Annotated in this window: 12 protein-coding genes; 9 read left to right on the plus strand and 3 right to left on the minus strand. The window is 72.3% G+C overall.

What is annotated here, in order from left to right:
- Nucleotides 1–3: 3 nt before the first annotated feature.
- Nucleotides 4–345, minus strand: coding sequence for an MmcQ/YjbR family DNA-binding protein (locus K8Z49_RS18815; RefSeq protein WP_075020919.1), 342 nt, complete (start codon nucleotides 343–345; stop codon nucleotides 4–6).
- Nucleotides 346–536: 191 nt separating this feature from the next.
- On the opposite strand from K8Z49_RS18815, the gene K8Z49_RS18820 reads away from it, so the two are divergent.
- From K8Z49_RS18820 to K8Z49_RS18860, 9 genes are all read left to right on the plus strand, one after another.
- Entirely contained in the window at nucleotides 537–1,337 is an 801-nt protein-coding gene (locus tag K8Z49_RS18820; protein ID WP_412520047.1) for an ABC transporter ATP-binding protein, read from the plus strand.
- Between the two features lie 80 nt (nucleotides 1,338–1,417).
- On the plus strand, nucleotides 1,418–2,446 hold the full coding sequence (locus tag K8Z49_RS18825; RefSeq protein ID WP_021592432.1) for an ABC transporter substrate-binding protein: 1,029 nt from the start codon (nucleotides 1,418–1,420) through the stop codon (nucleotides 2,444–2,446).
- A 7-nt stretch (nucleotides 2,447–2,453) separates the two neighbouring features.
- The gene (locus tag K8Z49_RS18830) at nucleotides 2,454–3,338 is read left to right on the plus strand and encodes an ABC transporter permease (protein ID WP_021592433.1); all 885 of its coding nucleotides are present in this window, start codon (nucleotides 2,454–2,456) and stop codon (nucleotides 3,336–3,338) included.
- Nucleotides 3,339–3,434: 96 nt separating this feature from the next.
- A complete protein-coding gene (locus tag K8Z49_RS18835; RefSeq protein ID WP_021592434.1) occupies nucleotides 3,435–3,770 on the plus strand; it encodes a CU044_2847 family protein in 336 nt (111 codons plus the stop codon).
- Nucleotides 3,771–3,777: 7 nt separating this feature from the next.
- Nucleotides 3,778–5,448, plus strand: coding sequence for a trypsin-like peptidase domain-containing protein (locus K8Z49_RS18840; RefSeq protein ID WP_181663117.1), 1,671 nt, complete (start codon nucleotides 3,778–3,780; stop codon nucleotides 5,446–5,448).
- Entirely contained in the window at nucleotides 5,449–6,420 is a 972-nt protein-coding gene (locus tag K8Z49_RS18845; protein ID WP_075020916.1) for an AAA family ATPase, read from the plus strand.
- Entirely contained in the window at nucleotides 6,410–10,930 is a 4,521-nt protein-coding gene (locus tag K8Z49_RS18850) for an SAV_2336 N-terminal domain-related protein (protein ID WP_412520051.1), read from the plus strand. The genes K8Z49_RS18845 and K8Z49_RS18850 overlap by 11 nt, the downstream gene beginning before the upstream one ends.
- 43 nt (nucleotides 10,931–10,973) lie before the next feature.
- Entirely contained in the window at nucleotides 10,974–11,549 is a 576-nt protein-coding gene (locus tag K8Z49_RS18855; protein WP_412520053.1) for a TetR/AcrR family transcriptional regulator, read from the plus strand.
- A gap of 74 nt (nucleotides 11,550–11,623) precedes the next feature.
- On the plus strand, nucleotides 11,624–12,913 hold the full coding sequence (locus tag K8Z49_RS18860) for a Cmx/CmrA family chloramphenicol efflux MFS transporter (RefSeq protein ID WP_412520055.1): 1,290 nt from the start codon (nucleotides 11,624–11,626) through the stop codon (nucleotides 12,911–12,913).
- 1,239 nt (nucleotides 12,914–14,152) lie between these two features.
- On the opposite strand, the gene K8Z49_RS18865 is transcribed toward K8Z49_RS18860, so the two are convergent.
- Entirely contained in the window at nucleotides 14,153–16,219 is a 2,067-nt protein-coding gene (locus K8Z49_RS18865) for a M6 family metalloprotease domain-containing protein (protein ID WP_412520057.1), read from the minus strand.
- Between the two features lie 118 nt (nucleotides 16,220–16,337).
- Nucleotides 16,338–16,820, minus strand: coding sequence for a ribonuclease E activity regulator RraA (gene rraA / locus K8Z49_RS18870; protein WP_412520059.1), 483 nt, complete (start codon nucleotides 16,818–16,820; stop codon nucleotides 16,338–16,340).
- Between the last annotated feature and the right edge of the window lie 39 nt (nucleotides 16,821–16,859).

Genomic DNA, 16,859 nt, shown 5'->3' on the forward strand with positions numbered 1-16,859 from the left:
TGATCAGAGGCCGAGGCGGGCGGCGGCGACTTTCTTGGGGACGACCATCCGCCAGGCTTCGATGACGAGTTCGCGCATTTCCGGTTCGTCGAGTTCGGCCGTCCACGCGTGGACCCAGTTGAAGCGCATGTCGGATTCGCTCGGCAGGTGGAATTTCGCCGGTTCCGACTCGACGAGCGCGGCACGCTCCTCCTTGGGAAAGGCGAAGCCCATCACGGTCTCGTCCTGGGAGAACGCCACGTAGACGATCGAGCCGACGCGGAACTTCACCCGGTCCCTGATCAGGTGCTCCGACGTCCGCGGCAGCGTCCTCGCAAGCTCCCGCACCTGCTCCACCGTGATCATCCTGGGTCCTCCCCTGGCCGCACTTCGCTCCAGCTAAGCACGGCAGAGCACACGATCTCGCCTGAGTCAGGCGTCCACCCCGATAGCCGTGCGGGTATCGATATTGCCGAAACAAGCATCACCCATGCACCGGTCAGGAATTTAACTTTGTCGCAACCATGACGCACCCGCTCAGTCCCGGGAGATTCCTGATGGCCGACATCGACCTGGCAGAGGTAACCGTCGCCTTCCCGGGCCCGAAACGGGGCGCGGCCGAAGTCACCGCCCTGCACCGGCTCGATCTGAGCGTGGCGGACGAGGAGTTCGTCTGCCTGCTCGGCCCGAGCGGCTGCGGCAAGTCCACGGCGCTCAACGTCATCGCCGGCTTCCAGGCACCGTCGTCCGGCCGTTGCGTCGTGGACGGAGAGCCGGTGACGGCACCCGGTGTCGACCGTGGAGTCGTGTTCCAGGACGCCAACATCTTTCCCTGGCTCACCGTGCGGCAGAACGTCGCCTTCGGCCCTTCGCTGCGCGCCGGCCGGAAGCATCCGCGCCGCCGCGCCGCCGTCGACGGCATCATCGACCGCGTCGCCCTCACCGGATTCGCCGACAACCTCCCGCTCGAACTGTCCGGCGGCATGCGGCAGCGGGTCGGCCTCGCCCGGGTGCTGGTCAACGACCCGCCCGTGCTGCTCATGGACGAACCGTTCGGCGCTCTGGACGCGCAGACCCGCATCATCATGCAGGAACTCCTGCTCGAACTATGGGAGACCCAGCGCAAGACGGTGCTTTTCGTCACCCATGACATCGACGAGGCGCTGCTGCTCGGCGACCGGGTGGTGGTGATGACCGCGCGTCCGGGCCGGGTCAAGGAGCAACTCCAGGTGCCTCTGCCCCGGCCCCGTAGCTACGCGATGACCAGAGCGCCGGAGTTCCTCGAACTCAAGGCGCGCCTCTTCGACACCCTGCATTCCGAGGCCGTACGGGCCGATCAGCTCGAAGCGCGCCGCTGATCCGCGCTGTCCGACGGGGCCCCAGCCGTGGTCTCGGCACGCGTCGCGTGCATCCGAGGCCCGCCATGAAGGAGACTTCCATGACAGTTCGCACCACCTTCCGCAGGTGGCTGCCGACAGCGGCCGCGGCCCTGGCGATCGCCGTCCTCCCGGGCTGCGGCTCGTCCGACGGGTCGTCCGGTTCGGCGGCGCCCCTCAAGCTCGGCTGGGTCCCGGCGCTGTCGTGGGCCTCCTGGGCGTCGCTCCCCGACCAGCTGGAATCGCAGGGGCTGAAGGCCGAGCTCGTACCGTTCAAGAGCAGTAACGATGTGCTGGTCGCGCTCTCGTCCGGGTCGATCGACATGGGAACGGCCGGCTACAACAACGTCGCGTCCATTCTTGCCACCCAGAAGCTGCGGGCCCGCTTCGTCTCCGGCATCAGCGCGAACGGCTCGGTGTTCGTGGCGCGCAAGGACAGCGGCATCAACGGCTGGACGGACCTGCGGGGCAAGCGGATCGGATCGGTCCGCGGCTCCACCCAGTACGTCAACATCGTGACCGCGATGGCCGCCCAGGGCCTGAACCTGAACAAGGACTCGAAGTTCGTCAACATCCAGAGCTTCAACGAACTCAACCTCGCCCTGCAACGCGGCGACATCGACGCGATGGTCACGTTCCCGCCGAACTCCGAACTCGCCGTGGACGGCGGGTTCGGCAAGATCGTCCCGAGCATACAGTCGACGCTGTACGACGGCTCGTTCTTCGTCGCCAGCGGCGTGCTCGCCGGCGACGCGGTCATCGGCAAGCGACGGGGGGACGTGCAGAAGGCCGTCACCGCCTTCCTCGCCCAGGGCGCGAAGCTCGACGGGGACAAGGGGCTGTGGGTGCAGACGTTCCAGAAGTACGCCGCGTCGAGCGGCAAGTCGGCGCCGTTGGCCGCTGCCCTGGAGTCCGAGCACGTCCGGTGGTACCCCGACCTGAACCTGCAGCAGATCCGGCAGGTGCCGCAGACGCTCGCCGAACTCGGCGAGATTCCCCGCGACACCACTCCGGACCTGGTGGCACGGCTGGACTACACGTTCATGGAGAAGGCGACGGGCAAGCCGGCGACGCAGCTGGGCAAGGGGTGAGCGGCTGATGACCACCACGGACTCCACCCCGGGAACGGACACGGTCCGTCCCCCGGAATCGAATCGGCCGGGACCCCTCGCCGTCACCCGGCGGGTCGCCCGCGGCCTGATCCCGATCATCGTGCCGCTGGTCGTCCTGGCGCTGTGGGAGTACGCCGGACGGCAACGACTGCTCGCCGACGGGCTCTTCCCACCGGCGACGAAGGCGGCCGCGGCGCTCCTCGTCTGGATCGCCGGCAGCGGGACGACCGGTGATCTGGTGCCCGCGTCGATCTACTCGGGCACCTGGAGCGAGCACGTCGGCGCCAGCCTGGTGCGGATCCTCACCGGGTACCTGATCGGATCCGCGCTCGCCGTCGTGCTCGGCCTGGCGGGCGGCGTCTCGCTGCTCGCCCGGCGGGCCCTCGACCCGACGATCAACGCGATCCGGCCGATCTCGATCACCGCCTGGGTCCCGCTGGCGCTGGTGCTGTTCGGCATCGGCGACCGGCCGGCGGTGTTCCTCACCGCGCTGGCGACGTTCTTCCCCGTCTACATCAACACCCTGTCCGGCGCACGGTACGTCGAGGTGCGGATGATCCGCGCCGCCCGGATGCTCGGCGCGACCCGCGGGGAGGTGATCGGGAAGGTGGTGCTGCCCGCCGCGCTGCCGTCCATCGCGGTCGGCCTGCGGGTGGCCGCCGCCATCGCCTGGACGACCGTGGTCATCGCGGAGATCCTCGGTGCCAAGTCGGGGCTGGGCTATGTGCTGATCGACTCCTACAACCAGTTCCGCTTCGACTATGTCATCGCGGCGATGATCAGCCTCGGCGCCTGCGGCTTCCTCACCGACCGGCTGGTCCAACTCGCGTTCGCCAGGCCGCTGCGCTGGATCGGCGATAGAGCCCACTGACCGGCACTAGTCGAGTGCCGATCGATCTGGCCGCGAGCCGACCGGTATCCCCCGGCTTCAGCCGTCGGAAGGAGGTCAACTTGTTAAATTGGCCGGGTGAACGAACTGGTGCGGTGGCAGACCGAGAACGGCACGATCGTCGTGGAAAGCGACGCACGAGAGCCGGGGTTCCAGTCGGTGTCCCGCGCCGGGGAGCTGGTCCATGACGCGGCCGCCAAGTTCGAGGACGCGTTCCAGAACGTCCGGGACGCGGCGGAGACGGCGCTCGCCTCGCTGCGCGGCGGGGAACTGGACCCGGACGCGGTCGAGCTGGAGTTCGGGGTGAAGCTGAACGCGGCGGCCGGGGCCGTCATCGCGAAGACGTCCGTCGAGGGGCACCTGAAGGTCAAGCTGACCTGGGGGCGGCCGGTGGGCGGCGCGGAGGGGGCGTAGCCGCATCGTGGACGACTGGCAGTGGCGCGCCTGGGTCGGCCCCGCGTCCGGCGGCAAGCTCGGCGCGGCGTTCCTCGTGACCAGCACGAGACTGCTGACCTGCGCGCACACTGTGCAGGGGATGGACGAGGCGCGGGTGGGGTTCCCCGGGCTGCGGGAGGACCTCCCCGTCACGGTGATCCGGTGCGGCGACTGGCGCCGGGAGGGCGACCCGGGTGACGTCGCCGTCCTGGAACTTCGCGAGCCCGTCCCGTACACGCCCGCGCGGCTGGCGGCGCCCGACGGGCTGCGCGAGCGCACGTCCGGCGGACGGACGTTCGGCGCCTGCGGGTTCCCGTGGCGGCCCGACCAGAACGAGCGGCACGCGTCCGTGACCACGTTCCCGCATCGCGGGATGCGGCGCGAGTGGTGGGAGCTGAAGACGGGGCCGGGCGACTGGCTGGAGGAGGGCTACAGCGGGTCGGCCGTCTACGACCCGGCGACGGGCGAGGTCATCGGCATGGTGACGAACGCCGAGCTGCGGCACGGCGACCGGGCCGACCTCGGCTGGATGCTCCCCATCACGCACATCCGGACGTACTGGGAAGAGCTGGACGATCTACTGCCGCTGCGGTGGCTCACCGCGGGCGCGCGGCGGGAGCTGCGGGAGCTCCTCGACGGCGTGCGCTTCACCGACCCGCTGGCCGCCGACCTCGAACGCGTCACCGGCCGCCCGCCGCTCGGCGGGTTCCGGTCCGCGTGGGGGTCGGTGCGGTACGTCGCCGAAGGCTGGGAGGAGGAGCGGCTCGTCCGGTTCGTCGCCGGGCTCGGGCGGCATCTGGACGAGGCCGGACGGCGGCGGCTCACCGCGTGGTCCGCGCGGCACCTGCCCGGCGCGGCGCCGGCGGCCCCGAGGTCCGGGCCCGCGTCGGTGATCGTCCGGCTGGAGCGGGTCACGTTCGACAACGCCTTCGACGTGACCGTGCACACCTGGATCGACGGGGCGGAGGGCCCGGGGCGCCCGACCGAGCGGGTGCCCGAGCGGCGGGTGCGGCCGGTGGTCGAGGCGGGCGTCGCGGCGCTGGCGCCCGCGCTGTTCGGACGCGACTGGATGATCGAGTTCGCGGTGCCGGAGAGCTGGCTCGGCAAGCCGTTCGAGCAGTGGTACGTCGACCCGCGCAACAGGATCTCGATGCGCAAGTACCCGGTGGTGGTGCGGGACGTGGAACGGCTGCGGCCCGACTCGATCCGGCGCGACCAGGCCCACCACCGCTGGCGGCTGCTGAACGAGCGGGGACGCAGCGAACCGCGTCCGATCGCATGCGACGCACCCCGCAAAGGCAGCGAGTTCCAGGACTGGCTTGAGGCGAACATCGACTTCTGCGTGCTCGTCTACGGGTCGCGTCCGGTGAAGAGCTGGCTGACGGCCGCGCTCAACAACGGCATCCCCGTCATGCTCTGGACGCGCACCCCGTGCGACGCGTCGTCCCACGAGAACTGCCGCGGGCACCACGTCCTCGACGAGCTGACCGGCGCGGTCTGCGACAAGCATCCCGGCGACCTGCCGCAGGTGGCGCTCGCCCTGCGCAAGGCCGCCCTCCTCGCCCCCAAGGACGCGCCGCATCCCGGCCGCGACCTGACGCTGCTGTGGGACGACCCGTCCCGGCTGCCCGACCCCCCGCTCGCCATGGAGGTATAGGTGCCCGACTGGCTGCTCTACACCGGGAGCCGTCTCAGGCATGACGGCATCGACCGGCTGCCTCCACCGCCGCCATGGCGCGCGTTCGACGGTGAACCCGTCCTGCCGATCCCCGACCGGCCTTCGGGGAACGAGCATCAGGCGACGACCTACCGTCCCTCGGACGACGCCGTGCAGCAGGTCAACGCCGCGCTGTACCTGCGTCGTCCGCTGCTCGTGACCGGGCCGCCCGGTACTGGGAAATCGACGCTGGCCTACGCGGTGGCGCACGAACTCGGTCTCGGCCCCGTCCTGCACTGGCCCATCACCAGCCGGACCACCCTGCGGGACGGTCTCTACCAGTACGACCCGCTGACCCGCCTGTACGCGGCCGGACGGGACGACGCCCCGCGCGAGGAGGACATCGGCCGCTACATCCGCCTCGGGCCGCTCGGCACGGCGCTGCTGCCCTACGAACGGCCGCGCGTCCTGCTGGTGGACGAGATCGACAAGAGCGACATCGACCTGCCCAACGACCTGCTCACCATCTTCGAGAAGGGCGAGTACGAGCTGCCGGAGCTGACCCGCCGCGCCGACCCATCCGCCGAGGTCATGACCGCCGACGGTCCCGGCGACCGCGTCACCGTCACCGCCGGGACCGTGCGATGCCGCGCGTTCCCGCTGGTCGTGATGACCAGCAACGGGGAACGCGAGTTCCCGCCCGCCTTCCTGCGGCGATGCGTGACGGTCGAGCTGCGGCAGCCGTCCGGGGAAGCCGAGCTGTCGGCGATCGTCCGGGAGCACCTCGGCGGCCTCGCCGACCAGAGCGACGACCTCGTCCGCCGCTTCTTCGAACGCTCCACGGCCGGGACGCTCGCCACCGACCAGCTCCTCAACGCCGTCTACCTGTGCCGCCACGCCGACACCGAGGACCGCCGCGCCCTGGCCGACCGCATCATGCCCTACCTGACCGGGCCCGTCGATGACGATTGACCGCCTCCGGGACGCCCTCTCGGCCATCGGGCCGCCGCCGGACGCCCGCGAGCTGAGCGAGATGCTGTGGCTCGCCTGCCACATCTCCCCTCCCGGAGAGGCAGCTCCCCCTGGGCCGCCGGTTCTGCCGCCCGTCTCCGAAGGGCGCGCGGACGAACCCGGCCTCGCGACGCCCCCCGCCCCGCCCGCACCGCCCCCGCACGCCGAGCCGCTGACCGGGCTCCATCCCCGTCCCGCCACCGAGGCGGAGCCGGTGGGTGAGGCGTCCGAGGTGCTCGTCCCGACCGCGCCGATGCTCGCCGACCCGCTCGGCGTGCAGCGGGCGCTGCGCCCGCTGAAGCGCCGCGTCCCCTCCAGGCACCGGCGCGAGCTGGACGAGGACGCCACCGCCGCCCGCATCGCCGACACCCGCTTGTGGACGCCCGTCCTCGTCCCGTCGCCGGAACGCTGGCTCGGCCTCAGCCTGGTCGTGGACGCGGGCCCGACGATGCGGCTGTGGCGTCCGCTCGCCCGCGAGCTGGCCGAGACGCTCGTCCGCCAGGGCGCGTTCCAGGACGTCCACGTCAGCTACCTCGACGCGACCGGCCGCGTCACCTCCTCGCCCGAGGCCCCGCCCCGGGACCCGCGCACGCTGCTGGACACCTCCGGCCGCCAGGCCGTGCTCGTCCTCAGCGACTGCTCCGGCCCGCACTGGTGGGACGGGCGCGCCGCCCACGCCGTCCGCAGCTGGGCCCAGGCGGGGCCGACCGCCATCGTGCAGCCCCTCGCCGAGCGGCTCTGGCGGCGCACCGCCGCCCCCGCCGCGCCGGGCCTCGCCCACCTCCCGCGCCCCGGCGCGCCGAACACCGACCTGCGCTTCACCCCGTACGACGGCGCCGCCGGGGCCGGGGTGCCGGTGCCCGTCCTGGAGATCTCGCCGCGCTGGTTCGGCGCCTGGGCCCGGCTGGTCGCCGGCTCGGAACCGCAGCCGGCCGCCGTCGCGACGCTGCCCGCCCGCCCGTCCGGGACGGCCGCCCCGGTACGTCGCGAGCGGGAACTGCCGGTCGCCGAACGCGTCCGCCGCTTCCTCGCCACCGCGTCCCCGGACGCCGCCGAACTCGCCGCGCACGTCGCCGTCTCCGTCCCGTCCCTTCCGGTGATGCGGCTCATCCAGCACCGCGTCCTCGGCGGCTCGGGACCGGGGCAGCTCGCCGAGGTCCTGCTCAGCGGCCTGCTCCGCCCGGCGGGCGGCGTCCACTACGCGTTCGTCCCCGGCGCCCGCGAGGCCCTGCTCGACACCCTCCCGCGCCCCGAGGCGCTGCACACCCGGCACGTCCTGGAAGCCGTCTCCGCCGAGATCGAGCGCCGCGCCGGGACGTCCGCCGAGACGTTCCGCGCCCTGCTCCCCACCGACGGCGGCCCGGTCGCCCTCGCGGCCGACACCGACCACTTCGCCGTCCTCACCCCGGAGGCCCGCGACCACCTCGCCCCTGGCCCGCCTGCGGCTCCCGACCTGCTGGAACTCCTCGGCAGGCCGGTCGACGACCTCCTCGGCGACGACTGGGACCGGCCCCCGCGCCCCACGCTGATCGGAGTGGACAACGTCGGCCCGGTATGGCTGGACGTCCTCCGCGGCGATCCGGAACCGCCGCACGGGCAGATCACCGGTCCACGCCCCGAACGCGACGCATTGATGCGGACACTCGTCCTCAGCCTCGCGCTGACCCATTCGCCGAACATCGTCACCTTCAACTTCTTCGGCTTCGCCGAGCCCATGTCGTTCGCCGGCCTCGGAAGCCTTCCGCACACGACCCAGGGCGTGTACGCCCCGGCGGCGTCCTCTCATGCGGTGAGCGACATACCCAAGGTTCTCAAGGCCGAGCGACAGCGCCGGAAGGGCATCCTCCGGGCCGCCGGAGTCGGCACCTGGGAGGAGTACCAGGCCGCCGTCGACGACGGACGGCCACTCGATCCGCTCCCCGCCCTCATCGCGGTCATCGACGACTTCGGACCCTTGCTGGAGGCGTATCCGGACCTGGGGACGTCGCTCGAAGATCTCTACAGAGAAGGCCCGGCCCACGGCATCACCTTCGTGCTCTGCTCACCCTCGGATTCGCCCGCACCGACGCCGTTCGCGGACAGGATCGGCTGGGTGCTCGGGACGCCCAGCCGGCACGACGAGGACGCGGCCTTCCTTCACGTCTTCGGCGAGCAGGCCCGCCCCCGGTTCCGACCCGCCCGCATCCTCGCGGACAGCGTCGCCCCTCTTGGGAACCGCATGCGGAGGCACTTCCTCGAAAGGTACGAGACCTCCCCGTCCACCGCGGAGCCCGAGCCGGAAGTCGTGCCCTCCGCCGTCCCGCGGTTCGACGTGCTCCGGCTGAACGGCGGCGGCCCCAGCGGGATGTTCCAGGAGGCCTGGGCACGGCCCGCCTCCACTCCGCGCAACCCGGCGATCGGCTACGACCCGGCCGGAAACGTCGTCAGCCTCTACCCGCTGGACGCCTCCGCCGGGCTCCCGCACGGCCTGATCACCGGCACCCCCGAAGACAGGCAGCGCATCGTCCGGGTTGTCACCCTCGCCCTCGCCGCCGGGCACTCCCCCGCGAACCTGAGCCTCGCCTTCGCCGGCCTGGGCGAGCATCCTCTCGGCGAACCCCTCGACCTCCCGCACGTCCGCTACACGCGGGACGAACTGCTCGGGCACCCTGACGAACTCCAGCGCTTCCTCGACTACCTGACGCACGAACTCGGCACCCGGTCCGCCAGGCCACCGCGGAACATCCCGGGGGCCTCCGAGGCCACCACCACGACGCCCTCCGAAGAGGCGACGCGCCTGCTGGTCGTGGCCGACGTGTCGCTGACGTTCCCGTCCAGCAGGCGCGAGGTGGGCGAGACGCTCCTCTCCCTGGCTCAGCGAGGCAGAGCCCTCGGCGTGCAACTCCTGCTCGCCTCGTCCACCGTCGAGAACACCACGATGTGGGACCGTTTCCTGCCCCTCCTCGGGTGGCGCATCGCGGCGAGCCGATTGCCTCCCGCCGAGCTCGAACGCGTCCTCGGACGACCGAACCTCCCCTTTCCCGACGACAGAGCGGCGTACCTCCTCGCCGGCGGCGGCTCTCCGCAACCGTTCACCGTGGCGGAGGAGCCCCCCGCCTCCGTCGTCGACGACTTCGTCACCCGGGCTCGGAACCGCTGGCGGGCGATGTCGGCGGAGGGCACCATCGTCGACGATCTGGTCATCGGACCCCGCGAGCGCCGGCGAACCGCGCTGGATGCCGTGGCCCCGGCCGCGCTGGACCGCCTGATCACCGGCCTGGACGAGGCGGTCGAGGACAGGCGGCGGACGCCCGAGGGCGAGCCGGTCGACGGCGCACGGGTGCGGGACGCGCTGCGGCAGATCTTGCAGGCAGAGGCCGACGACGTCCGCGACGGTGTCCCCGGCGGGCCACGCCATCTGGTCCTTCCCGGGCCGCGTACGCCCGAGATGTCCGCGGCGGCCCGGTTGTACGTGGACATGCTCGCCGACCTCGGAGCGCTCACGCGGAGCAACCTGACCTCGCTGGCGTACGCCGAGTCGCCGGGCTCCGAGGACGATCCCGCCGCCACCGTGTCGGGGATCTACAGGCTCACCCCGGGCGGTGCCGTCCTCGTCCACGACCGGCCGGACCAGGATCCGGAGACCGGTTACCTCGGCGCCGCCACCATCGAGAGCCTGATCTCCGCGATGGACGAGGACCCCGACGGCCCCTTGATGATCCTCTGCGGCGAGCCGGCCCGTTTCCGCGAACTGTTCCGCACGGTGCCCGGCTTCGCCGAACGCTTCCGATGGGTCTCCGCCTTCGATGCGACCCCCGCACGCCCCCGAGCGCGGGCGTCCCGCCAGGTGAGGCTCGGCACCGCCCCTGAGACCGGCGAGCCGGCGCTCCATGACTTCGGCATCGATCGGCATCTGCTGATCAGCGGCCCGTACGGATCCGGCAAGACCGTCCTGGTGCGCCGGATCGTGGACGAGCTGGTGTCGACCGGCACCGGTCGCGAACAGGCCGTCTACGTCCTGGACGAGGGCGATGCCCGGCTGACCCCCAGGACCGGCTGGGCGGAGGCCGGTGTGCGGTACACGACGTCGGCCGACGATTTCGGCCCGATGCTGAACGAGGCCATCTGGAGTGTGAGGGCGCGCCTGATCAGCGGCAGCGGCCCCGCGGTCTACGTCGTCGTGGCGGGTCGCCAGCGGTTGCTCCGGGACGATCCGCTCGCCGAGTTCCTCCCCCAGCTGAGGACCAGCCGCGAGCACGGCATCCACCTCGTACTCGCGCGGCATCAGATCACGCTCGGCGAACCGCTCGATCCCGTGGTCGTCGCCCTGCGGGAGCTGGGCGCCCCCGTGCTGCTGACCAGCTACGTCGGCGGGCACGAGGCGAGGCTGTGGGAGATTCCCCCCGAACTGCACGGCCCCCTGGCCCACGGTCAGGCTCTCCTGGCACACCCGGACCGGCACCGGCTCGTCCGATTGGACGAGCTCGCCTGAGCCATATTGGATCGAGCTGTCCATAACGTGTTACGGTGCGGGTATGGCACGGCCCAGGAAGTTCGACGAGGGGCGGGCCGTCGAGGCGGCCATGCGGGCGTTCTGGACGGCCGGGTATGAGGCGACGTCCACGCAGGAGCTGTGCGCGGCCACCGGGCTCGGGCGCAGCAGCATCTACAACACGTTCGCCAGCAAGCACGAACTGTTCGTCAAGGCGCTGTCGCACTACATGGACGTGCGCACCACCCGGCTCATCGAGTTGCTCAAGGACGACGGGACGCCGATCCGGGAGCGGCTCCGCACCGTTCTGGAGTGGGCCGTCGCCCCGGACGAGGACGACCCGTCCGGATGCCTCGTGGTGAACGCGACCGTCGAACTCGGCCCGCACGACCCCGACATCGCCGAGCGGCTCGGACGGGACCGGCGCCGGCGGCTCGCCGCCCTCAAGGCCGCGATCGAGCGCGCCGTCCAGGCGGGCGAGATCGACCCCGCCAAGGACGCGGACGCGCTGGCGCACTTCATGATCTCGACCATCAGCGGTATCCAGGTCGCCGCCCGCGGCGGCGCGGGGCGGCCCGCCCTCACGGCGATCGCCGACACCGCCATGCACTCGGTCTAGACCCCGGCGGCCCCCGCGCCGCCCCTTTTTTCGGCCCAATTTTGTACTGATCTATCCAATACTGGAGGACACCGATGCCACTGGCCGTCTACGTGCTGGGGCTGGCGATCTTCGCGCAGGGCACGTCGGAGCTGATGCTGGCCGGCCTGCTGCCCGGCATGGCGCACGACCTCGGGGTCTCCGTGCCCGCCGCCGGGCTGCTGATCTCGGCCTTCGCGATCGGCATGCTCGCCGGCGCGCCCGTCCTCGCCGTCCTGACGCTGCGGTGGCCGCACCGGCGGGCGCTCCTGGCGTTCCTCGCGGTGTTCGCGCTGACGCACGTGGTCAGCGCGCTGACACCCGGGTACTGGACGCTGTTCGCGATGCGCGTCGTGGGCGCGTTCGTCTACGCCGGGTTCTGGGCGGTCGCGGCGGCCACGGCGGTCGACCTCGTCCCGGCGAGAGCGCGTGGCAGGGCGATGAGCGTCGTCGCCGGCGGGCTCACCGTCGCGGCGATCGTGGGGCTTCCGGCCGGGACGGTGGTCGGGCAGCACCTCGGCTGGCGGGCGGCGTTCTGGGTGGTGGCCGCGATGTCCGCGGCCACGATGGCGGGGGTCGCCGCGACGATCCCGGCGGGGCGCTCCGAGGGCCCACCGCCCCGGGTACGGGACGAGGTGCGGGCCCTCGCCGTCCCCCGGCTGTGGGTCCTGTACGGGACGATCGCGGTGGCCACGAGCGGGCTCCTCGTCACCTTCGGCTACCTGGGGGCGCTGCTGACCGAGACGACCGGGATCGCGGAGCGGTGGGTCCCCGGCGTGCTCGCGCTCTACGGCGTCGGCGCCCTCATCGGGATCACCGCCGGCGGGCGGACGGCCGACGCGTGGGGCGTCCCGACCCTGTACACCGGGTTCGGGGGCCTCGCGGTCGTGTCGGTGCTGCTCGCGCTGACGGCCGGGTCGCCCCTCCCCGTGGTGGTGCTCGTCTTCCTGCTCGGCCTCGTCGGGTTCGGGACGAACCCGACGCTCAACTCGCGGGCGTTCGGGCTGGTGGACGGCGCGCCGACGCTGGTCGCGGCCGGGACCGTGGTCGCGTTCAACGTCGGTATCACCGTCGGGCCCTGGCTCGGCGGGCTCGCCATCGACGCCGGGGCGGGCTACAGGTCGACCGCCTGGATCGCCGCCGCGCTGGGCGTCATGGCGGTCGGGGCCGTCTGGGTCTTCAACCGCATGGGCTCGCGTGGAAGCTCCACAGAGCCCGCTTGTTCGGACGTTCCGCGATCGTCCAGATCCGGTGCCGGCCACGGAAGCACGACAGATCCTCGGGGCCGTGCGAGATCGTCCGGTACTTCACCCGGCCCCATCCGTTCCGGCCCGGCCGGGTCGTGAGGAGCCGGCCGCGCTTGGTGCCCCGGCCCTGGGTGAACCACCAGTGGCCGCGCGTCCTGACCCCGCCCTGGATCCGGTCGCCCGGCAGGGGCGCCCCCCAGGTGGCGCGGGCGGTCCCGCTCCCCGCCAGCGCCGCCATCGGCCAGGTGACGACGCGTCCCCGCGCCTGGTCCGGGCGGCAGTACTCGCCCGCGATGAGGACGTGCGGCGACCGGGTCCGGTCGACGCCCACCCACGACATGCGCAGCGGTCCCGACCCCTTGCACGCGCGGGCGCGCCCCCGCGTGAACCTCCGGTCGCCCGTCTGCGGCATCACGAAGCGGTATCCGTGGGCGTAGTACTTGCCACGGTGAAGCCCGACCCGGCCGGCGTGACCGGTCGAGCCCGCCTTGCTCCTGGCCAGGTCGTAGATCTGCCGCATGTCGAACTCGCGCAGCCCGCGCCAGGTGTCGGCCACGTAGAGCCTGTCGCCGTACCAGGCGATGCCGCCCGCGTGGACCTTGATGTCCCGGTAGGTGACGTGCCGGCCCTTCATGACCGGCTCGACCAGCAGGACGTGCCGGTAGCGGCGCCGGGCCGGGTCGACGAACGTGATCCTGACCTTGCCGTTCTCGTGCCAGGACACGACGAGCGGGCGGTCACCGCCCGACCACCGCTCGCCCGCGACGGCGTCCGACACGCTCGTCACGCCCTGCGGGATCCACGCGCGGGTGGCGGTGTCCGCGCGGTCGAAGCAGTACACCTGCGCACCGGACGGCACCGCGGCGGCCTTGCCGCAGCCCCGGCCCAGCCTGCTCGACCCGGACGCGCCGAGCAGCGCGCCGACGCCGGTCCTGCGCAGCCGGCCGGCGAGCGCCCGCAGCGGCGCGCTCCGGTCGGCGCCGCGGCGCAGGTCGAAGTCGCGGACCTTCAGCGGGGCCGCCCACACCGCCCCCTTCGCGACCGCCGTCCTCTTCGCGGGCGCCGCGTGGGCGATGCCCGGGGCAGCGGCCACCAGCGCGGCGAGCGGGACCCCGGCCGCGAGGGCCGCCGCCCCCGGCCACCGAACAATGGTCACCATATGCTGCAAGATCATCACAGTCCGCACCTACCCAGGCCGGACGGGACGGACGACCCCGGCACGATCTCGGGAAAGGCAAACTTCCGTCATCACCCGGACATGAGGGACGGGACGGCCCCGCGCGGGGGCCGTCCCGTCCTCGCGGGCAGGTCAGGTCCGGTCAGCCCGTGTCAGTCCGGTCAGCCAAGGCGGCACGTCCCGGTGTCGGACTTCGACGGGTCGCTCTCCGAGGTCCCCGTCAGCCGGAGCGTCGCGCGCCGGTCGGCGCCCGGCTTCGCCTTCGCCCACACCTCGACGTGCGTCCGGCCCTTCGCCTTGGCGGTGGCCAGCTCGTTCGGCAGCCACGTCGTCCAGCCCTCGCCGGACACGGCGGCCTTCAGCCGGAACACGTCGGAGCCGTGGTGGCCGCTGCCGCCGCGGCCCGTGTTGCGGAGCGCCAGCGTGCACTTGGCCCAGCCGCCGCCGGTCGGCCGGGCGCGGCCCGAGTCGACCCGCACGCCGCGCCGCTGCGGCCCGGCGCCGTCCAGCGAGCGGACCGCGACCGTGTAGGACAGGACGCCCTTCCGGTCCCGTCGAAGGTCGAGGACGTAGAAGTGCAGCCGGTTCGCCTCGTCGACGTACTCGTACTCGCTGCCGGAGTTCGTCCCGGCGTGGTACAGCGCGTCCGACAGCTGCCGGTAGTCGCCGATCGTCATCTTGCGCGGCGTGCCGTCCGGCATGACGAAGTCGACCTTGTCGATGTCCTGCGGGTTGGCGTCCGCGACCCAGATGAACGGGGCGCGGTCCTCGTCCTTCGTCTTCGCCAGCAGGACGCCGGAGTCCGGGGTGAAGGAGTCGGTGCCCATCCGGTCGACGACCTCGAGGGTGTAGTTGTCGTAGCCGCCGCCGTCGCAGAGCGGGTCCTCGCCGGTGTCGCAGGCCGGGCTCTTGTCGCCGCCCGCGCCGAGCTTCAGGTTGATGCCCGCGAGGCCGCCCCTGCCCGGCTCGGCCGCCCGCGCCGTCACCCTCGCCACGACCATGCCGGACGCGGCGAGCCCGTCCCGGTCGAGCTGGAGCACCTTCGCCGGATCGACCATGCCCAGCTTCAGCTTGTTGCGCAGCATGTGCTGCGCGCCCATGGAGCCGCCGCCCGTCGCCGGGATCGTCCACCGGCTGTGCGGGCCGCCGGGGCCGTTGAACGTGCCGCGGCTGAGCATGTCCCACGGGCCGCTGAAGGCGCGGCGCGGCGGCACGCCGTACGGGTTGTTGTAGTTGTCGCCGATGCCCAGGATGTGGCTGAACTCATGGGCGTACACCGACATGCCGGAGCTCTCCGCCTGGGTGGACGAGACGCCGGCGATGGCGTTCGGCCAGATCGTCGAGCCGGCCTGCCACGACGTCCAGGGGATGTAGCGGGTCTTCACCCAGTTCGGCAGGGCCGGGTCGCCCGGCCCCCACTCGGCCGGCACGTTCTCCGGCGTGCCGAACTTCATCTCGCCGAACTCCTGCCAGGTGGACGACTCGTCCTGCCCGGCACTGAGGAAGAACACGAAGTCGAACTCGCCCGCCGCCTCCTCGCCGATGTCGGCGACCCACGCGTCCCGCGCGTCCTTGCGCAGGTCGCGTTCGCAGGTGTCGCCGGCCGGGCAGCCCGTCCCGCCCTGCATGCCGTCGACGCCGTACTCATGGTCCTTGGCGGGCATGCGGTACGCGCCGAAACCGGTGAGGTTCACCCCGTACCGGCCGCCGGAGTCCTCCATCCAGTACTCGTGGAGCGTGTGGCCGCGGTTCAGCTCCTGCGGCTTGTTGAGGAAGTCCTGGTAGAACTTGGCGACCTGGTCGCGCGGGACGTCCCCCACCATCGTCGGGTTGCCGAAGATGGAGGAGTTCTTCGGCTGCGTCACCTCGAACGGCTGGTTCGGGTAGTCGGCCAGCACGACCGCGACGTTGAAGTTCCTCACCGACCCCTTGCGGGACGGGTCCGCCCACGACGTCCCCGGAACGGACCGGTAGTCGTCCCAGGTCATCGTGTCGGGGAGCTCGTACTTCTGCGGATCGATGGGACGCGGCGTGCCGGCGGCGAACGTGCGCGCGGCCGGCTCCGCGCGCTGCCACGGCTGCGTCTGCGGCCAGTGCCGCATCTGCCACGGGTTGGCGGTCGGCTCCGGGATGGGGGGTCTCGGCTGCGCGGCGGCCGGGACGGCCGCGACTCCCACGACCAGCCCCATCGCCGCCGCGGGCACCAGCAGCATCTTCTTGGCGCGCATGTCTCCCCTGCCTCAGATGGGTTGCTGAGTGAAGGTAAGACGGTGCGCCGCGCCCGGCTACGGCCGACTTAGCCGATCTTGCGCGGAACGCCCTGGCAGTTCGCGCGATGCCCGCAGGTCACAGGGGAAGCTCGCGTCCGGCGACGACGATGCCGTCGGCGTCGCTGTAGAGCCAGTCGCCGGGCCGGAACTCCACGCCGCCGAACGTCACCGGGACGTCGACCTCGCCCGCGCCGTCCTTGGCGCTCTTGCGCGGGTTGGAGCCGAGCGCCTTCGCGCCGAGGTCCAGCCGGGCGAGCGCCGCCACGTCCCGCACCGCGCCGTTGATCACGACCCCGGCCCACCCGTTCGCCACCGCCGCCGCGGCGATCATGTCGCCCATCAGCGCGGACGCCAGCGACCCGGCGCCCTCCACGACCAGCACGCGACCCTCGCCGGGCGTGTTGAGCAGCTTCTTCACCAGCCCGTTGTCGCGGTGGCAGCGCACGGTCGAGACGGGTCCGGCGAACACCGTCCGCGCCCCGTACTGCCGGAACTGCGTCTCGCAGCTGCGCAGCTCGTCCCCGAAGTCGTCGATCAGGTCGGCGGTCGCGAAGTCCATGGCGGAAGCCTACGCAGCCGGTCTCGGGTCAGTGCGACC

This window comes from Actinomadura madurae (assembly GCF_047130825.1).
GTDB classification, from domain to species: domain Bacteria; phylum Actinomycetota; class Actinomycetes; order Streptosporangiales; family Streptosporangiaceae; genus Spirillospora; species Spirillospora madurae.